We start from the raw sequence: 16,077 nt of genomic DNA, 5'->3' as shown, positions 1-16,077 counted from the left end.
GCCTGTGCCCCATGCTGATTGCATGAATGATCAGGGAGTCCCGGTGCTGTACGCGATCGTTACCGGATCATCCAGGGCATCGGAGATCTCAGCGTTGGTCGAGCTGGCGCAGGCCGATGGATGGGATGCGTGCGTGATCGCCTCTCCCTCGGGTGCCCGCTTCATCGACTCCAACGTCCTGGCCTCCATGACAGGTTGGCCGGTGAGGTCCACATACAAGGATCCTGGAACGCCCGATCTCCTGCCGCCAGCGGACGCGATGATCGTCGCTCCGCTGACCTGCAACTCGGCCGCGAAGTGGTCCGTCGGCATCTCCGACACCCTTCCTCTAGGGCTGTTGATTGAGGCGGTCGGGAGCGGGAAGCCCGTTGTCGCGGTGCCGTATTCGAATGAGGGCCAGCTGAACTTCCCGCCGATCCAAGACGCTTTGCGCAAGCTCGCCGAGTGCGGGGTAGGTGTGATTGCGGCGAAGCCTGGCACCCCGCTGCCGTTGCCGGCGGCATGGCAGGCGCTCCTTCACCATCCTTGGTTGACGTAGAAGTCAGTCGCTGCAGCGCGTTTTGTGCGGATGATCATCGCGTCGCGGGCCGAGGCTCGCGACCGTATCTCTCTATCCTGGTCGAATGAGCCCAGTTGCGACATCGATGGTGCAGGTAGGACCGGATCTGGACGCGGTGACGACGGTCGGCTACGAGGACGATCCGGCGGGCTCGGCCCACGAGGTCGCGTCGATCTGGGAATCGGTGCGCTCGTGGTATCTGATGGGGACCACGCCTGCGATCCAGGTCTGCCTGCGGCGGGACGGGAAGATTCTGTTGAACCGGGCGATCGGGCACGGGTGGGGCAATGCGCCCGCGGATGGACCCGATTCCGAGAAGCGGCTCGTCACGACCGATACGCCGTTCTGTGGCTTTTCCACGGCCAAAGGTGTTGCGGCAGCGCTCATGTTCATGCTGATCGAGCAGGGCGCGTTCGCGCTGGATGATCCGGTGTCCCGGCACATTCCGCTGTTCGCGGCGAACGGTAAGGACCGGATCACCATCGGCGATGTGCTCTCGCATTCGGCGGGCGTCCCGTTCATCACACCGCCGTATCGCGGGGTCGACCTGGTGCTGGACGAGGAATTGGCGGCGCGGGCGCTGTCCGATCTGGTCCCGAGCTGGCGGCCCGGCCGGTTCCGGGTGTATCACGCCATGACCGGCGGATTGATCCAGCGCCTGCTGGTGCAGCGGACAACGGGCAAGGCGATGCGCGAGCATCTGCGCGAGCAGGTCCTGGACCCGCTCGGATTCCGCTGGACCAATTTCGGTGTAAGTCCCGAGGATGTGGACCAGGTCGTGCCGAGCGTGAAGGTCGGCCCGGGTCCCTCCCGGATCTGGCGGCATCTGGCGGGCAGGGCACTCGGCGGCGGGCTCTCCGGGCCTACCACCGCTGAGGCCGAGCGCGCGTTCCTCACCGCGGAACTTCCCTCGGGCAACCTCGTGACCACCGCCTACGAACTCTCCCGTTTCTACGAGATCCTTGCGCGCGGAGGCGAATTGGACGGCGTCCGCATCATGCGCCCGGAGACACTGCGCACCGCGATCCAGCCGGCCCGCTGGATTCCCGGTGTGGCCGGTCGAGTCTCGGTGGCGGGCTATGAACTCGGCGCCCGCCGTTCGAAGTTCGGCCGCAATACCGAAACCCATTTCGGCCGAAGCGGATTGACCACCCAGTACGGCTGGGCCGACCAGTCCCGCGGCCTCTCGGGCGCAATCCTCACCAGCGGCAAAGCCGTTGCCGATATGTCCCGCCCCTGGGAATTGGTCGCACAGATCTCCAATTCCATCGGGCGGCACGAGTAGCCCGAAGTAGGCAGCCTGCGGCATCGCGACCGCCGGCATCAGATTTCGGGTCGTTGCGTCCGGGTGCTCCTCAGTCGGGGAGCATCGGGATCGAAAAGCCTTCTCCACGACCGAGGAGGGCGGCGCGCGTGACGGCGCCGGAGCCGAAACGACTGTGCAGCGCATCCAGGGTCGAATCGAGAGTGGAGTCCGCACGGGATTCGAGGGGGAGTGCCAGCTGCATGGTGTCGGCATTGTCGAGGTTGGTCAGAGACAGGCCGATGAGGGTGACACCCCGCTCGTGAATGGCGGGCAGCGCGGCGGTCAGGAGTGTGCGGGCGGCATGCAGGACCACCGCGCTGTCGTCGGTCGCCTGCGGCAGGGTGTGCGAACGGGTCGCCCGGGTGAAATCGTCGAATCGCAAGCGCAGCACCACGGTTCGGCACACGCGGTCGGCCGACCGCAGGCGGCGGCCGAGCCGATCGGCCAACCCGTGCAAATACGCCTCGAGTTCGTCGTCGGCACGGGCGCGCCGCCCGAGGGCGCGCTGCGCGCCGATGGACCGCCGGCGTCTGCCGGTATCGACCCGGCGCGGGTCCCGCGCCCACGACAGCGCATACAGATGCCGCCCGGCGCCCTGCCCGACCGTCGCGGCCAAAGCGCCCTCGCCCAATTCCGCGAGCTGCCCCACCTTGGTGATGCCCCGCTCGCGCAATTCCCGAGCGGTCACCTCGCCGACGCCCCACAGTCGCTCCACCGGCAGCGGATGCAGGAACTCCAGCTCCCGATCCGGCGGAACCTCCAGTAGCCCATCGGGTTTCGATACCGCACTGGCCACCTTGGCAAGGAATTTGGTGCGCGCCACACCGACCGAAATCGGCAGTCCGGCCTCATCACGCACCCGCGCGCGCAGCCTCCGAGCGATCTCCACCGGAGTCCCCGCGATCCGCCACAATCCGCCGACATCCAGAAACGCCTCGTCGATCGACAGCCCTTCCACCTCCGGCGTGGTGTCCCGGAAAATATCGAATACCGCCCGGCTCGCCTGCGCATAGGCATCCATCCGCGGCGGCACCACAATCGCGTGCGGGCACAGCCGCAGCGCTTGCCGTGCATTCATGGGCGTGCGCACCCCGAACGCCTTCGCCTCATAACTGGCCGCGAGCACCACGCCGGACCCCACCAGCACCGGCTTCCCGCGCAGCCGCGGATCGTCCCGCTGCTCGACCGAGGCATAGAAGGAATCGAGATCCGCATGCAGAATCGACGCCCGCTCGGGGCGACTCGGTTTCTCGATCCCAGCACCGGACACGAACATATGTTCGCATACACCACGGCGTGTCTGCCTCGCCGCGCCGGAAATGATGCTCTGACGCGGGGTTCGGGCCAGACCGTGCGCGGGGATGCCGAAAGATCGGTTGATCAACCCCAGCGCGCTCGCTCGCGGATTCAGGGTCCGGGAGATTCCCGCTCGCGTCCAGGCGTCCACCATTCGCACGGCCATGGCCGACATGGCGGGCAGTCGTCGGCACTCTTCGTAGCACTCGGCTGACCCCGGATGTAGCTCGGTCCCATCGAGTTCGATTGCGGGACAATGTGACCGGCCGTATGCGGCGCTCGGAGTGGCAACGCAGTGGATGGCGGCCAGTGTTGATCTCCGGTTAACAAGCAAGTGCTTGTTTAAGTCGACCCGGCCGTTGATGATCATTGCATCGTGTCGGTGATCTGCGGGGAGGGCCCAGTGGGGCTGCGTTTCGATTTGTACGACTTTTCGATCAACCAGGACCCGTATCCGGTCTATGCGAGATTGCGGGAGGAGGCGCCGGTCTTCCGCAATGAGGAGCTGGACTTCTGGGCGCTGTCTCGGCACGCGGATGTCACTACGGCGCTGCGGGATACGCGGAGGTACTCCAATTCGCACGGCGTGCTGTTGGAGGAAGGAGCGTGGGATCCGGAGGTAGCCCCCAAGTTCCTGTCGTTCCTCGCTATGGACGCGCCTCAGCACACTCGGATGCGGTCTCTGGTCTCTCGCGGATTCACTCCTCGTCGCATCGCGGCGCTGGAAGACCGGATTCGGGGCATTGTGCGCGGGTATCTGGATGAGGCCCTGCAGTCCGACGAGTTCGACCTGGTGAAGGATCTGGCGGGGAAGGTCCCGACGGACGTGATCTGCGAGCTGAGCGGAGTGCCCGAATCGGACTGGCCGGCGGTGGGCCGGATGATGATCAACGTGATGTACCGGGTGGACAATGTGCCCGGCATTCCGCCCGAGGCAATGGAAGCGGCTGTCGGACTGTACGGCTACTACGCCGAACTCGTCACCGACCGGCGCAGCCACCCGCGTGACGATATGGCCTCGACCCTGGTGCAGGCCTCGGCCGATGGCGACAGCCTCACCGACGAAGAGATCATCGGCTTCATGTTCCTGATGATCGGAGCGGGCAACCAGACTACCGCGCATCTGCTGGGCAATGCCTGGTACTGGGCTTGGCACAATCCGGATCAGCGCAAGGCCGGACTCGGCGGGCGGATCGCCGACTGGGTCGAGGAGTCGCTGCGCTACGACCACCCGTCTCCGGCCTCGGCCCGATTGCTCACCGAGGACGTCACCCTGCACGACGTGACCATCCCCGCCGGGGAGCGCGTCCTACTGCTCATGGGGTCCGCCAACCGGGACCCCCGAGTCTTCCCCGACCCCGAGCGCTTCGACCTGGACCGAGATACCAAGGCAATGGCCACCTTCGGCGGCGGGCCGCACTTCTGCCTCGGTTCCTCCCTGGCCCGCCTGGAATCCCGGGTGGTCCTGGAGGAACTGTCGGCCCGCATCACCGACTACGACATCGATGAGCAGCGAGCTGTGCGCACCCACGCGGCGAGCGTCCACGGATTCACGGCTATGCCAACCACACTCACCCTGCGCTGACCCCGATCGCCCGCTGCGGCGATCGGGTCACCGCCACCGACTTCGCTGTCGAATCACCCTCTGGTGCACAGGGATACGCTCAGTCCTCCGGGCCCAGTTCGACCACGGTGCCCGGGTGGGCCAGGGAGGCGACGGTGATGTGGCCGCCCTTGGCCTGGTCGATGATCTGGCCCTGCCAGGCGACCAGGCAGGAGGCGGCCTCGCTGTTGTAGGCGTGATCCAGGATCGGGGCCAGGGTCTTGGCGAAGTCGCCCTCAGCGGCTATGAGCTGCGCACGGTAGGGGCCGTAGTAGGGGAGTATCGCCTGCAGCACAACGGCTTCCACCGCTTGCACATTGGCGATGACGGGATCGATCAGCGGCTGGTTCTGGGTGATCACCGGCGCGATCTCGGCCAGTATCGGCCCGGCCAGCTGCAGGATCGGCTGATAGACCGAGCCGAGCGCGAACGCCTCGGAGGAGAACGGCCCGGCCAGCGGAGCCAGGCCGATCAGCGAGGCCAGTCCGCCCTGCTGCTTCGGCGCGGGCCAGCCCAGCGGGCAGGCCGGCTGGGATTCGACCGGCCGGGTGGCGAACGGGTTGCCTGCCGCGAGCGGTACCGAACCATCCTGTCCGGGAGCCTGATTCAGCGGCACGGACGCATTCGGCGCGGTACCCCCGCCCAGCGGAACAGACGCATTCGGTGCGGTGGCTCCACCCAACGGGACGGACGCATTCGGTGCGGTGGCTCCACCCAGCGGCACGGAGGCGTTCGGAGCAGTCCCCTGGCCGAGCGGCACCGAAGCTGCCGGAGCTCCACCCTGACCCAGAGCAACGGCGGCGCCCGGGACCTGACCGATCGGAACTGCGGCATTCGGCGCCTGACCCAAGGGCGCGGCGGCATTCGGGCCACCGGGGGCTACGGCTCCGGGAGCAGCGCCGTCGGCGAGCGGTGCGGGCGCTACCTCCACCTTGCTCGACGCGGCGGATATTGTTGTGGTGGAGGTCTGTTCCCTCGCGACCACGGTGGTCGTGGTGTGGTCATCGGCGCGCACCGTCAGGGTGGTGACCGCGGCGGCGCTGCCGACGACGGTCAGGGCGGCGATAGCGCGGATGGCCGCGACCACCGCCGGTCGGCGATACTTTTCGGCGGAAGTCATCGGCCGGTACTCCTAGGTGTTGTCGCAGGCGAGCCCGCGGCGTCGGGTTCGAAAACGCCTTCCAGATGCCAGACGCCGGTGAAGCCGTTGAACGGACCCCCGACGATCAGGCTGGTCCACTGGAGGGTGAAGGCGCGGGACTTCGGGTCGTAGGTGCCGGTGGCTGAAGGACCTTGGGCGGCATCGGAACTCGGCCGATCGAACCAGCGCTGAGCGACCCAATCCCAGGCCTTCTGCACCTGCTCCGCGCCGGCGACCTGCGCACCCTGCTTCTCCGGCGGTTTGGGTGCGCCCTGATTGAATTCCTGATCGTTCCAGGACGCGGCCCACGCGGACAGATCGGCGGTCAGCTTGCCGTTATTGTCGGTCACGGTCGGCGGCGGCACCGCGCGCTGAGTCTGCGGATCGACCGCATTGGTGGAGGTGCCGAATTCCACGGCGAAGAACTTGGTCGGCTTCGTGATCGAGGCCGCCAGCGAATTGCCCTGCGCGAAACTGGGATTGGGCTCACTCTGATAGCCGCCGACGCGCAGTCCGCCCGCCGTTCCCGGTTCCAGCAACGTGGTCGAGCCGCCCTGTGCGGGCGAATCGCCATTGGGCATGTACGGCCCGTTCTCAGGGGTGCCGCCCGGCTGCACCATGCGGAACCAGGTGCCGGTCACGGCGTTTCCGTTCGCCGCGCCGGGTGTGAAGCGCAGTAGTCCGACGAGCTGCTCCGGTCCGCTCGCGGATTTGGCGGAATCATCACTGCCGCAACCGGTTGCTAGCACCGCGGTGGCGGCCAGCAGGACCGCGAATGCGCGACCCGTAGTACGTCCGAAAATCCTCACTTCGAGGTACCTCCCTTGGAACCGCCGCGGCGAGAACCGATCAGTGCCGGCCGCAACCCCGCGGCAGCGACCGCCAGGGCGAGGAATCCGGGTATGACAAAGCCCCAGCCCAGGCCGCGGAAAGCGGTGATGCCCAGCGGCTTCGTCGAATCATTGAGTGCGACAACGGCATCGAAATTGCCGACATTGTCGTTCAGCACACCGACCAGCGCCGCGAACCGAGCCGTCATGGGCTGCCAGCGCGCTTCCAGCGCCGTGATGCCGGTGCGATCGGCGTCCGGGCGGGCGGTCTTCAACGCGCTCACATAGCGGCTGTTGAGCTCCCCGTCCGCGGCGACGATGGTGACGAAATAGCCCTGGACCGTGCGGACTTCGTCGTGGGTGAGAATCGGCCGGAAATTATTGATGAGCGGCTGCGCCGCCGGCGCGGCCTGAAACAGGCCACCGGTGAGGGGTACCGCGAGCAAGGCCGCTCCGGCCAAGGCCGCCGCTCCGTGCCAGAACACACCACGCCTACCGTTTCGCGCTGCCCGCAGCCCGAAGGCGCCCGCCGCGATCAACACCAGTCCGGGCAGCGCCAGCAGCCAGGGCAGGGCTCCGAAAGGCGCGGTGCTGGAAAGCTTCCGGTAGTTGTCCTGATTGGCGTCGATACTGTTGACCATGCCGGTCAGGTTGGCGTTGATTCGCGGGTAGTCCTGAACGAACTTGTCGACGTATTCGAACTTGCCCGGCTCTCCGCCGTTCGCCTGAATCGCGAGGACGTTCGTGCGGGCCTCGTCGAGGACATGCAGGTCATCTCGATAGTCCTGAATGCTTTTCGAGGCGATGTAGGGATGGAAGGCGTCGATCATGGCCTCGCCCTTGATCGCCCGGGGGAACATGCCGGTGATCAGCGGTGCGGCCACCAGCAGCACGCCGAGCACGATCAGCGCGACGAACGGCCAGCGGGCTGCCACCCGCTCGGGTGCGCGTTCGATGGTGGAGACGAATTCGCTGTAGGCGGGCAGTGCGGACGAGGGTGGTGCGGAGGTCATCGCCGGATCCGGATCTTGGCGAGGCGTCCGGCGCTGAAGAACGCGGCGGTACCGACCACGGCGACCACGAACAGCACCGGTATCAGCCACGAATTGCGCTGATTACGTGGAATTTCCACGCTCTGCGCGAGGGGAGCGGGATCGGCCTGTGCAGTTCGCGGGCTGGCCGCGGCATTGACGGGCGCAGGCGCGGCGTTGATGGGCGCGGGATTTGCATTGACGGGCGCGGTATCAGCCGGTGCAGGTGCCGCGGCGACCGGCGGTTGCGCCGGACCAGCGGCCTGCACGGGCGCTGCCGCCTGTGGCGCGGCCGGTGCGATCGGGGCCGCCGCAGGCGCGGCCTGCAGCCCGCCACCGCGGTACTGCCCCGCCAGATGCCAGAGCCCGGTGAAGTTGTTGAACGGCCCGCCGACGATCTGACTCGTCCACTCGATGACGAAATTGCCTGCGCCATCGATGCTTCCGCTGATCGGGCTGGTCTTGCCCGGCAGCCCGCCGCCGGGCTTCGGGGAGCCCTGATTGAAGAGCTGGTTGTTCCACGTCACGCCGAGGCTGCTCAAGTCACCCGACAGGTGCCCGCCGTCGCTGTAGATCTGCGGCAGGCCCGCGCCCGTACCGGTCTGCGGATCGGTCGCATTGGTGGCCGTCGCGAAGTCCACGCCGTAGAACCGCACCGGTGTGGTGACCCGTCCGGACACCGCATTGCCCGCTCCGTCGAATGCCGCCGCGGGTTGTGGCTGATAACTACCGCTGACCAGTCCGCCGTCACTGCCCGCGGACAGTGGAGTCACCGTTTGATCGCTGCACCGCGAATCGCTGTTCTGCAGATACGGCCCGTTCGCATCGCCGGTGGGCAGGATCATCCGGAAGAAGCTCCCGGTGACCACCCCGTTCGCGCACACCCCGGAGGAGAGCGCGAACAGCCCGTTGAGCGGCGCGGGTTCCGCATGCGCGACCGGCGCGGCCAGGGCGGCGAGCCCGAGCGCGGCCAGGCCCGCAGCAAACCGATACGAATTCCGTGCCATAACTTGTCCCTCGATTGATTCGGTGCTGATGTACTCCAAGTGATCGGACAGCACACACATAGCAACTCGAGTCGGCCGAAAAGTAACCCCTTGAAGTCACGGTGAACGGAATCCGGTAAACCCCTGTTAATTGGCTGTGAGAAGTGTGTGCGGCACGATCGCGGGGCGACTATTGGTGAGTACGAGATCCGTTGTGGTCGTGCGTCAGCGGCCTGACGGAACGACCGATCTTGTACTGCACCAACCAGTAACGTGGGGAGGTCGTACCAGATGAGGGATAGGAGCCGAGCGATAGATACCACCGATATCGCCATTTCACGCAGCATGTTTCTGCGGGGAGCACTCGGGATCGCAGTGGCTGGTTGGGCATCTGCCAGCGAGTTGCCTGCGCATGCCGACCCTTCACCGTCGTCGGCCGAGTTGGCCGCCGCAGCGGATTGGGATGAGTTGCAGAACCACATCGAGGGCCGCGTGGTGCGGGCCGACGATGCGGATTATGGGATGGCCAAGCAGATCTTCAACACCCGGTTCGACGATGAGACGCCGTCGGCGGTCGTCCAGGTGGCCACCGCGGACGATGTCGCGGCGGCAGTGACATTCGCGGCGCAGAACAAGTTGCGCCTGGCGGCCCGTTCGGGTGGGCATTCGTACGCGGGGGTGTCTTCCGCGACCGGGGTGATGATCGTTGATCTGCGTGGCTTGACGGGTGTCAGTTATCAGGACGGGACCGCGGTGGTGGCGCCCGCTCTGACATTGAGTGATGTGTACCAGGAGCTCGATCAGTACGGGCAGACCATTCCGGCCGGGATGTGCCCGTCGGTGGGCATTGCCGGGCTGGCGCTCGGCGGTGGCCTGGGCTTCGAATCGCGCCGCTACGGCATGACCTGTGACCGGCTCAGCGCGGCGACGCTGGTGCTGCCCGATGGCACCGTCACCGAGGTGTCGGCGACTTCGCGCCCGGATCTGTTCTGGGCGTTGCGAGGTGGTGGGCACTTCCTCGGAATTGTCACGTCCTTCACCTTCAAGACTTGCGAGGCGACCTCGAAAGATGTTGTGGCGCTGACGTTCCCCGGGGACCGGGCGGCGGATGCCATTGCGGGATGGGCGGAATGGGTACGCGGCGCCGACCACGAGCAGTGGGCCGATATCAGCGTGGACGCCGACGGTCAGGGCGGGCTGCGCTGCTGGGTGCAGCTGGTATGTCCCGCGGGTTCCGGCGCACTTGCCGGTGCGGCGCTGGCGAGCGCGATGCGGATGTTGCCACTGACGGTGGAGGCTCGCACGCTGTCGCACATGGAGGCGGTCACCTATCTCGCCGGCGGCAGCAATACCGAACCGCGCGCGAGCTTCAACAACGGTTCCGACATCGTCAAGGAGCTGTCCTCCGACGTGATCGCGACGATCATCGAGGCGATCACCATGTTCTCCCGGGACGGCAATACCGGGTGGGTGCAGATCAATACGCTCGACGGTGCGATCCGTGACACCACGCCCGCCGACGCGGCGTTCCCGTGGCGCAATCACGCCGCGATGGTGGAGTGGGGTTGCTACGAACCGACACCGACGGACATAGCACGAGCCTGGGTGCTGGAAGCCCATCAACTCATCAAATCCGCCACCTCCGGCGCCTATGTCAACTACCTCGAGCCCGGCGATCCGGTCGACCGCTATTTCGGAGACAACTTCACCCGGCTCGATGCGATCCGCACCAAACTCGACCCCGACAACCGGATCTACACGGCGCTCGTCAACTGACCTGCGGCCGACGGGTTTCGAGGGGCAACGGCACTCACGTGAGTGCCGTTGCCTGCTCGGACCGGTCGACGCCGATCATCCCCGGTAATCCATCCTTGACAGTTAGTGACCGATCGGTTGCAATGTTGAGTGTGGGCTATGACACGATCATCAAGGGCGGCCGCTGGTTCGACGGCGCCGGATCCCCTTCTGCCATCCGCCATCTCGGTGTGAGTGGGGATCGCGTTGTCGCGGTGTCCGCCGAGCCGCTCGATGAGACCGATTGCCCGAACGTTGTCGATGCCGCGGGCAAGTGGGTGATGCCGGGGATGATCGATATGCACACCCATTACGACATCGAGGTTTTGCAGGCGCCAGGACTGACCGAGTCTGTGCGGCACGGGATTACGACGGTGATCCTCGGCTCGTGTTCGCTGTCGACAGTGCATGCTTCGGCGACCGACGCGGGCGATCTGTTCGGCCGGGTCGAGGCGATTCCGCGGCAGCACGTGATCGCGGCCGTCGAGGGCAAGACCTGGAAGTCGGCACATGAGTATGTCGCCGCCCTCGAAGAGCTGCCGCTGGGGCCCAATCTCGGTGCGATGATCGGGCATTCGGATATTCGGACCGCGCTCATGGGCCTGGATCGGGCCACCCGCAAGCAGGTGCGCCCCACCGCATCCGAGCAGGCGGCGATGGAAGCCGCGCTCACCGAGGCGCTGGACGCGGGGTTCGTGGGGATGTCGGCGCAGCAGTTGCTGTTCGACAAGCTCGACGGTGAAGTAGCCCGCTCCCGGACGCTGCCCTCGACCTATGCCCGGGCGCGGGAACGGCGGCGGCTCAATGCGATTCTGCGGCGGCGCCGGCGCGTACTGCAGGGCGGGCCCGACGTCACCTCGCCGCGCAGTATCGCCGCGATGACGTTCAGCAGCGTCGGCCTGTTCCGGCGACAGCTGAAGACCACCCTGATCTCGGCCGCCGACCTCAAGGCGAATCCGCTGCTCGTGCACCTGATGGGCGCGATCACCCGGGTCGTGAACGGGCTGGGCGGCGACTTCCGCTGGCAGCATCTGCCGATTCCGTTCGAGGTGTATGCCGACGGCATCGATCTGGTCATCTTCGAGGAGTTCGGTTCCGGCGCGGCCGCACTACACCTGGCCGATCAGGTGGAGCGCAATGCGCTCATGCGAGATGAGGCGTACCGCAGGCGATTCCGCAAGGATTACGACTCGAAGTTCGGGATCCGGGTCTGGCACCGGGATTTCTTCGACGCGGAGATTGTCGACTGCCCGGATGCGAGTGTCCTCGGCAAGACCTTCGGGCAGGTAGGTGTCGCACGCGGTGGTCTGCATCCGGTCGACGCCTTCCTGGACCTCGTCGTGGAGCACGGCACCAAATTGCGCTGGCGCACCACGATTTCCAATCATCGTCCCGAGATGCTCAACAAGCTCAGCGCGCATCCGGGGGTGCAGCTGGGGTTCTCCGATGCCGGTGCGCACCTGCGCAATATGGCCTTCTACAACTTCGGCCTGCGCTTCCTGTACCGGGTGCAGCGCGCGGAACAGGCCGGAACGCCGTTCCTCACGCTGGAGCGGGCGGTACATCGGCTGACCGGTGAACTCGCCGACTGGTACGGCCTGGATGCCGGTCACCTGCGCGAAGGCGATCGCGCCGATGTGCTCATCGTCGATCCGTCCGGCCTGGACGATTCGCTCGAGGCGTACGCCGAATGCCCTGTGCCCACCTACGGAAACCTGCCACGTATGGTCAATCGCAATGACAGAGCCGTGTCGGCCGTGTTCATCGGTGGTCGGTACGTCTTCGGCGACGGAGTGCCCGCCGAGGTCCTGGGCACCGGCCGGACCGGGCGATTCCTGCGAGCTGGAGGCTAATTGACGACCGCGCGACGAACTCAGGCCGAGCGCCGCGCCGCCACCATCACCAAACTCGTGGACGCCACCATCGAGGCCATTGCCGAGATCGGCTACCACAACACCTCACTGGGCGAGATCAGCAGTCGTGCCGGGGTTTCCAAGGCCGCCATCTTCCGGCACTTCGAATCCCGGACCGATCTGGTGGTGGCCGCCGCGGACGAGGTTCGCCGCCGGCATATGGTCGCGGTCGCGGACCTGCGGCTGCCGGAGAACACCAGCCATCCGGTCGATCTCACCGGGCTCATGCACTTCATTCGCCGCGAGATCCGCGATACCACCAATGTGGTCTGGCTGGAACTGCTCGTCGCCGCCCGGACCGAACCGGAATTGCGCACCCGGTTGGAACCCGTCCTGCGCGGCCTCATGAGCGAGGTCGAGGAGGTCGCGGTGGCCACCCTGAGCCCCGATGTCTCGCCGGAGGTGGCCCGGCTGGTCACCACCTCGCTGCTGCACATGTTCGACGGCGAAGCGATCTTCCGGCACACCTACCCTCGGCCAGATCTCGAGGAAGCCCGAATCGATCAGATTGCCGATGCCTTCCGCCAGTTGACGAGCGTCCGCCGGAACTGAGCCGGATTCAGCTGTCGCGCAGCGGGTTCGATCAGCCTGCGGTCCGTGCGCTATCGAATACCCGCCGGAAGATCTCGTCGGCGTGACTGCCCGGTTCCGGTGTCCCCGGTGTGATGTGGAAGGTGCGGCTGCCATCGGGCAGACGTCCGGCGCGCAGGAAAAGGTCGGTCGAGTGGGCGGCTCGGTAACGCTGGTGTGCGAACTCGTACAGATGGGTGACGAAGACAATCTTCACGCCGGCGTCGACCATGGCTCCGATGAGCGGGGCAGCGATGCGGGAGGCGTCTCGCTCGCTGGTCGAGGCGAACGATTCATTGCACAGCAGCAGGGAGTTCGGGCCGATCCGGTCGACGATGGCGCTCATCCGGATCAGCTCGTCGACAAGTTTGCCGTGTGCCATGGTGCGGTCTTCGTCGGTGACGAAATGGGTGAAAACGCCGTCGCGAATATCGGATTCGAAGCTGTCGGCAATGACGAACATGCCGGCCTGCATCATCAATTGCGCGGCGCCGAGACTGCGCAGGAAGGTGGACTTGCCGCCGTTGTTCGCGCCGGTCACGACAATGAGCGAGCGTGCGTCGGCTGCCACATTGTTGCCGATCACCGCTCGATCGGCGGTCAAGGACAAAGTGACGTCGCGTAGTCCGATGCAACGAAGTGCTGGGGTACCGGCCGGGTGAATGATCGGAAGGCAGGTCGGCAGTCCCGCCTCTGTCAATCGATCGCGCAGGTTGAGACAGCCGATGTAGAAGCCCAGTTCGGTGCGCAGCCGCTGGAAGAAATCGTGCACGTGGTCGGCGGCATAACTCACGACCTCCGCGATCTCGGTGAGCGCGCGGTCTTTCAGCTGCTTGACGGGGTTCAGGCCGGGATTGGACCTGGCTTCGGGGTCTTCGATGGGCTGGAAAGCCCGGCTGGAACGCCGGTCGAGTCCGAAGCGGCCGCGCCGCGGGCGAATCGGCTCGTGCAGCACGATATTTGTGATCTTATTGCCGGTCCCGAGCCCTGCGCTGAGATGTACGCCGTGCTCGAAATACATTGTGTCCAGCCGTGCTTCGACGGCGTCGAGATAGGCATCGTCGAACTGCTCCGTCACCGTCGCCAATAGGTCGGTGAGGCCAGCCGAGTTGAACAGCGACGCGTGCCGCTCACACAGTGTGCGCAGCCGCCGCACGCAGGCAATGAGATCGGTGAACGGCTGCAGCGCGAGCATGAGTTTGCCGCCTGATCGGCGACCGCCGCCGACCGGCCAGCGCTGGATCCGGGTGGGCTCGACGGAGATTTCGAAGAGTTCGCGAATGACTGCCGGATGGGCGCAGCAGTCGGTCAGCACGGCTTGCCGGTGGCGAATCACCTCGGGATCGATAACCGTCGCGGGCAGGATTGCCCGGACCGAATGCAGCACGATCTCGTCCTCGGCTGCCATTGCGGCATACAGCGATTCCATTCCCAGATCACCGAATGCGCGATCACCGTTGACGGCGCTGCTGCGAACCCCGCCGGCCGGATAAAGCAGGCTGACTCTCATTGCGCGATCCTTGCTGTGACGAGGTCGTACGTCAGGCCGTATCGCTCGGCGAGCACCACCGCGTGGGCATTACCGTCGGCCGGTCTGCGTACGATCCGAAACGTGCGCTGCGAGGGGTCATCCGAGTCGGTGGCGGCAACCATGCTGACCGTGGCCGGTCCCGCGTGGGCGAGTTCGTCGAAGAAGGTCACCCATACGGCAATCGACCCGCGCGCGATAATCTGATCGAGGACTTCGAAGCCGATCTGCACGCCGTCGACAGTGCTTGTCGAGCTGAAGCTTTCGTTCAAAATGATCACACTGTCGGGCGTGGCCTGGTCGAGTGTGTCGCGCATTCGCTCGAGTTCGGCCAGCAGGCGGCCGTCGGAATCGGTGGCCTGTTCCGCGCGTTCGAAATGCGAGCAGATTCGATCCGGTAGTGCGAGCCGGGCCGAGCGGGCCGGAACCGGGCAACCGAGGGCGGCGAGGTAAACGAGTTGCCCGAACATGCGCGCGAATGTGGTTTTCCCGCCCTGATTCGGACCCGTCACCACCAGTACCCGCTCCGTGCCCGACAGTTCGAAATCGTTGCACACCAAAGGTTGTTCCGTTCGCCGCCGACCAGCGAGCGCCAAGTCGAAGGCCTGTACGGCGCGAATATCATCGGGCGGAACCACCAGCTGCGGCAGGCACATCGTCCGGCCGTCGCCGGTGACGCTCCGGGCGAAGTCGAGGTACAGCAGATAGAAGTGAATCTCCCGGTCGAACGTCGCCACCGCTGATTCGATGAAATGCTCGTGCCGTTCCGAGAACTCGGCCAGCCGCCCGAAAGCGTCCGGATACAGGGCGACAACCCGATCGAGGATCTGCTCCTCCATCTGATTCATATCGGCCCATTCCGGTTCCTGCGGCAGCGGGGGAGGAGCGCCGGATCCGAAGCGCGCGAACAGATCCGCGATCGTTGCGCTGTAGTTCTGTTCGCCGGTGTCGGCGCCGACTTCGATGGTGTTGTCGACGATCCGGATGCTGTAGCGAACAGTGGCAAATACCTGCTGTACGTCTCGCACGCCGTTCACCAGACGACCGAAATCAGCGCCCCCGGTGTAGAACTCGACGAAATTGCGCCACTGCGCCAACGCTCCTGACGATAACGGCAGCACGGTCATCGCATCGGCTATCCGCGTGATCGCCATGATGTAGTCCGCGGCCGCGTCGAGCAGCCAGCGCTGTTTCTGAAGTGGATGCGTCAGCCGCGCCGCCCCCGCCAGCCGTCGCCGCACGCGCCGCATTCCTCCGGCGAACTCCACGAATACGGCGCGTACCGCGTCATTTCCCAAGTCGCCGAACACTTCCTGGCGGTAGCGCACCGTCTCCCGATCACGAACCGGCCGCCGAAAGAACGACTCGAGTTCGTATTCGTCCCCATCCCGGAGCACCGCGGCGATCACCTGATCGATATTGAGGTCGGTCAGGGTGTCGGCATCGACGATCACCTCCGCGACCCTCGCCGACCGCTCCGGCCACAGAACACTGCCTGCCCGCATCCCCACCTCCGTAAG

Annotated in this window: 13 protein-coding genes; 6 read left to right on the top strand and 7 right to left on the bottom strand. The window is 65.9% G+C overall.

Annotated elements, in window-relative coordinates:
- Positions 1–22 precede the first annotated feature (22 nt).
- Entirely contained in the window at positions 23–538 is a 516-nt protein-coding gene (locus tag ABZX86_RS28850) for a flavoprotein (protein WP_355127803.1), read from the top strand.
- An 85-nt stretch (positions 539–623) separates the two neighbouring features.
- Positions 624–1,844: a serine hydrolase gene (locus tag ABZX86_RS28845; RefSeq protein WP_355127802.1), complete on the top strand. Its 1,221-nt coding sequence runs from the start codon at positions 624–626 to the stop codon at positions 1,842–1,844.
- A 70-nt stretch (positions 1,845–1,914) separates the two neighbouring features.
- On the opposite strand, the gene dinB is transcribed toward ABZX86_RS28845, so the two are convergent.
- A complete protein-coding gene (dinB, locus tag ABZX86_RS28840; RefSeq protein ID WP_355127801.1) occupies positions 1,915–3,141 on the bottom strand; it encodes a DNA polymerase IV in 1,227 nt (408 codons plus the stop codon).
- 429 nt (positions 3,142–3,570) lie between these two features.
- Between dinB and ABZX86_RS28835 the strand changes: the two genes are divergently transcribed.
- Entirely contained in the window at positions 3,571–4,746 is a 1,176-nt protein-coding gene (locus ABZX86_RS28835) for a cytochrome P450 (protein ID WP_355128294.1), read from the top strand.
- A 79-nt stretch (positions 4,747–4,825) separates the two neighbouring features.
- On the opposite strand, the gene ABZX86_RS28830 is transcribed toward ABZX86_RS28835, so the two are convergent.
- From ABZX86_RS28830 to ABZX86_RS28815, 4 genes are read right to left on the bottom strand one after another with little or no spacing between them, the layout of a single operon-like run.
- A complete protein-coding gene (locus ABZX86_RS28830) occupies positions 4,826–5,884 on the bottom strand; it encodes a hypothetical protein (protein ID WP_355127800.1) in 1,059 nt (352 codons plus the stop codon).
- Positions 5,881–6,708: a hypothetical protein gene (locus tag ABZX86_RS28825; protein ID WP_355128292.1), complete on the bottom strand. Its 828-nt coding sequence runs from the start codon at positions 6,706–6,708 to the stop codon at positions 5,881–5,883. Before ABZX86_RS28825 ends, ABZX86_RS28830 begins: the two co-directional genes overlap by 4 nt.
- 2 nt (positions 6,709–6,710) lie before the next feature.
- Complete coding sequence (locus ABZX86_RS28820) at positions 6,711–7,748, bottom strand: hypothetical protein (RefSeq protein WP_355127799.1); 1,038 nt, start codon at positions 7,746–7,748, stop codon at positions 6,711–6,713.
- Positions 7,745–8,773 carry a hypothetical protein gene (locus tag ABZX86_RS28815; RefSeq protein WP_355127798.1) on the bottom strand — a complete coding sequence of 343 codons (1,029 nt, stop codon included), beginning with the start codon at positions 8,771–8,773 and terminating at the stop codon, positions 7,745–7,747. The genes ABZX86_RS28820 and ABZX86_RS28815 overlap by 4 nt, the downstream gene beginning before the upstream one ends.
- A gap of 420 nt (positions 8,774–9,193) precedes the next feature.
- Here ABZX86_RS28815 and ABZX86_RS28810 point away from each other — a divergent pair, with 420 nt between their 5' ends.
- The 3 genes from ABZX86_RS28810 (at position 9,194) to ABZX86_RS28800 (ending at position 13,011) form a co-directional block, all read left to right on the top strand.
- Complete coding sequence (locus tag ABZX86_RS28810; RefSeq protein WP_355127797.1) at positions 9,194–10,528, top strand: FAD-binding protein; 1,335 nt, start codon at positions 9,194–9,196, stop codon at positions 10,526–10,528.
- Between the two features lie 131 nt (positions 10,529–10,659).
- Positions 10,660–12,399, top strand: a complete 1,740-nt coding sequence (locus ABZX86_RS28805) for an amidohydrolase family protein (protein ID WP_355127796.1) — start codon at positions 10,660–10,662, stop codon at positions 12,397–12,399.
- The gene (locus ABZX86_RS28800) at positions 12,400–13,011 is read left to right on the top strand and encodes a helix-turn-helix domain-containing protein (protein WP_327139237.1); all 612 of its coding nucleotides are present in this window, start codon (positions 12,400–12,402) and stop codon (positions 13,009–13,011) included.
- Between the two features lie 31 nt (positions 13,012–13,042).
- On the opposite strand, the gene ABZX86_RS28795 is transcribed toward ABZX86_RS28800, so the two are convergent.
- Both ABZX86_RS28795 and ABZX86_RS28790 read right to left on the bottom strand, forming a co-directional pair.
- Complete coding sequence (locus ABZX86_RS28795) at positions 13,043–14,539, bottom strand: DNA mismatch repair protein (RefSeq protein ID WP_355127795.1); 1,497 nt, start codon at positions 14,537–14,539, stop codon at positions 13,043–13,045.
- Complete coding sequence (locus ABZX86_RS28790; protein ID WP_355127794.1) at positions 14,536–16,062, bottom strand: DNA mismatch repair protein MutS; 1,527 nt, start codon at positions 16,060–16,062, stop codon at positions 14,536–14,538. The genes ABZX86_RS28795 and ABZX86_RS28790 overlap by 4 nt, the downstream gene beginning before the upstream one ends.
- Between the last annotated feature and the right edge of the window lie 15 nt (positions 16,063–16,077).

It is taken from the genome of Nocardia sp. NPDC006630 (assembly GCF_040611495.1).
GTDB lineage: Bacteria > Actinomycetota > Actinomycetes > Mycobacteriales > Mycobacteriaceae > Nocardia.
Note: the sequence above shows the minus strand (reverse complement) of the source record. Positions and strands in the feature narration are given on the sequence as shown.

Bases quoted from the DNA above. Each gene is read 5' to 3' on its own strand.
- ABZX86_RS28820 (WP_355127799.1), bottom strand. From the start codon at position 7,748: ATGACCTCCGCACCACCCTCGTCCGCACTGCCCGCCTACAGCGAATTC.
- ABZX86_RS28845 (WP_355127802.1), top strand. From the start codon at position 624: ATGAGCCCAGTTGCGACATCGATGGTGCAGGTAGGACCGGATCTGGAC.
- dinB (WP_355127801.1), bottom strand. From the start codon at position 3,141: ATGTTCGTGTCCGGTGCTGGGATCGAGAAACCGAGTCGCCCCGAGCGG.
- ABZX86_RS28830 (WP_355127800.1), bottom strand. From the start codon at position 5,884: ATGACTTCCGCCGAAAAGTATCGCCGACCGGCGGTGGTCGCGGCCATC.
- ABZX86_RS28790 (WP_355127794.1), bottom strand. From the start codon at position 16,062: ATGCGGGCAGGCAGTGTTCTGTGGCCGGAGCGGTCGGCGAGGGTCGCG.
- ABZX86_RS28850 (WP_355127803.1), top strand. From the start codon at position 23: ATGAATGATCAGGGAGTCCCGGTGCTGTACGCGATCGTTACCGGATCA.
- ABZX86_RS28795 (WP_355127795.1), bottom strand. From the start codon at position 14,539: ATGAGAGTCAGCCTGCTTTATCCGGCCGGCGGGGTTCGCAGCAGCGCC.
- ABZX86_RS28815 (WP_355127798.1), bottom strand. From the start codon at position 8,773: ATGGCACGGAATTCGTATCGGTTTGCTGCGGGCCTGGCCGCGCTCGGG.